This is a genomic window from Cytophagia bacterium CHB2 (assembly GCA_030263535.1).
Classification (GTDB): domain Bacteria; phylum Zhuqueibacterota; class Zhuqueibacteria; order Zhuqueibacterales; family Zhuqueibacteraceae; genus Coneutiohabitans.
This window is the reverse complement of sequence record SZPB01000656.1, coordinates 1-1780: the sequence shown is the minus strand read 5'-3', so window position 1 is coordinate 1780 and position 1780 is coordinate 1. Positions and strand designations below refer to the sequence as shown.

2 protein-coding genes are annotated in these 1780 nt (G+C 55.6%); both read left to right on the top strand.

All coding sequences use genetic code 11. The features are described from left to right. The first annotated feature begins 228 nt into the window (after positions 1 to 228). Complete coding sequence (locus FBQ85_29930) at positions 229 to 681, top strand: helix-turn-helix transcriptional regulator (GenBank protein MDL1879351.1); 453 nt, start codon at positions 229 to 231, stop codon at positions 679 to 681. Positions 682 to 725: 44 nt separating this feature from the next. Next, a partial coding sequence (locus FBQ85_29925; GenBank protein MDL1879350.1) for an aminopeptidase P family protein occupies positions 726 to 1780 on the top strand: 1055 nt, incomplete at its 3' end.

The window sequence follows — 1780 nt, the reverse complement described above, 5'->3', positions numbered from 1 at the left end:
ATGCCCGGCGCGCGCACGTTCGGCAGGGTTCTGCCGACGTTGCCCAGAGTCCAATCGGCCGGCCGGTGGTTTGCGAAACCGCAGGATTGGCGACAGCCAACAGAATGCGTTTCGGCTTGTCCGGATGCAGCACATCGAGGTTGGCGCTCATGCGAATAATCTCCTGAAATTTTAAGGCAATTTAATATCTTGAGGCGAAGCTTGCTTTACTGCCGCCAATGTATTAAAATGATTTCGCGCCGTCAAGTATGCATTTTTAGGGTGCCGAGTACCCGCCAGGTTACTACGGAGTCAGTCATGAGTTGTAGCGTGCGTATTCACGCCTGTCCGGTTGAAACGAGTCTCGAATTGATCAGCGGCAAATGGAAGCCGCGCATTTTGTGGAAACTGCACCAGCACAACGTCGTGCGTTTCGGCGAGCTGAAGCGTGCGCTGCAAGGCATTACGGCAAAAATGCTCACCCAGCAGTTGCGCGAGCTTGAAAAAGACGGATTGATCACGCGTTTCGTCTATCCCGAAGTGCCGCCCAAAGTGGAATATGCGTTAAGCGAGTTTGGTGCAACGCTCAAGCCGATTCTCGAATTGATTGCGCAGTGGGGCGTTAAGCATCATGAACAAATCGTTCGTTTGTTGGGCCAGCTGACGCGCCCGCGCGGACAAAAACAGGCGCGGCAAGTTTAGCACATCACCCTCCGCGAACGTTAGATGAGGTGGTGAACGAAGGCATGCGCGTTCGGCAAATCTTTTCCCCAAAATTCGCGCGAAGTTTTGCAAGAGGTTCGAAAAGAAACAGGGAGCAGACAGTGAAGACATTGCGGCGTTGGCTGTTGTATGTTGGGCTGTGGCCGTTTTTCCTGCTGGCGCAGGAGCGCGTGCGCTATCAAACCGATTTTCCGCCGGAGGAGTTTGCGGCGCGCCGCGCCAAAATTTTCGAAAAAATCGGCGAGCGCGCGCTGGCCGTGATTCAGGGCGCGCCGGCCGTCAATGGCTTTAAAGTTTTTCGGCAATCGAATGAGTTTTATTATCTCTGCGGCATTGAAACGCCTCATGCGTATTTGCTGCTCGACGGCCGCACCCGCAAAACGACGCTTTATCTCCCTCATCGCGACGAACAACGCGAACGCAATGAAGGCAAAGTATTATCCGCGGAAGATGCGGATTTAGTCAAACAACTCACCGGCATCGACGCGGTGCGTCCGCTGGAAATGATGCCGCGCGATTGGATCTGGAGCAGTCTTGTGCGTTTGCCCGCGCCGGCAATTTACACGCCGTTCAGTCCCTCTGAAACCGAAGCGGACAGCCGTGATGAATCGCTGAGCGGCAACGCCGGCATCGCCGCGGATCCGTGGGACGGCCGGCCGACGCGCGAGGGCCATTTTATTCATCTGCTGCGCACACGCTATCCGCAATTTGAAATACGCGATCTTTCACCGCTTTTGGATGAGATGCGTTTGATCAAAAGCCCGCGCGAAATTGCATTGATTCGCCGCGCCACGCAGCTTGCCGGCTTGGGGCTGATGGAGGCGATGCGCTGCAGCGCGCCGGGAGTTTATGAATATCAACTCGATGCTGCCGCGCGCTACATTTTTCAAATCAACGGCGCCCGCCGCGAAGGTTACCCTTCGATCACGGCCGGCGGCGCGAATGCCTGGCTCGGGCATTATTTTCACAACAGCGATGCGTTGCAAGACGGCGATCTTGTGTTGATGGATTATGCGCCGGATTACCGTTACTACACCAGCGACATCGCGCGCATGTGGCCGGTGAACGGCAAGTTCAC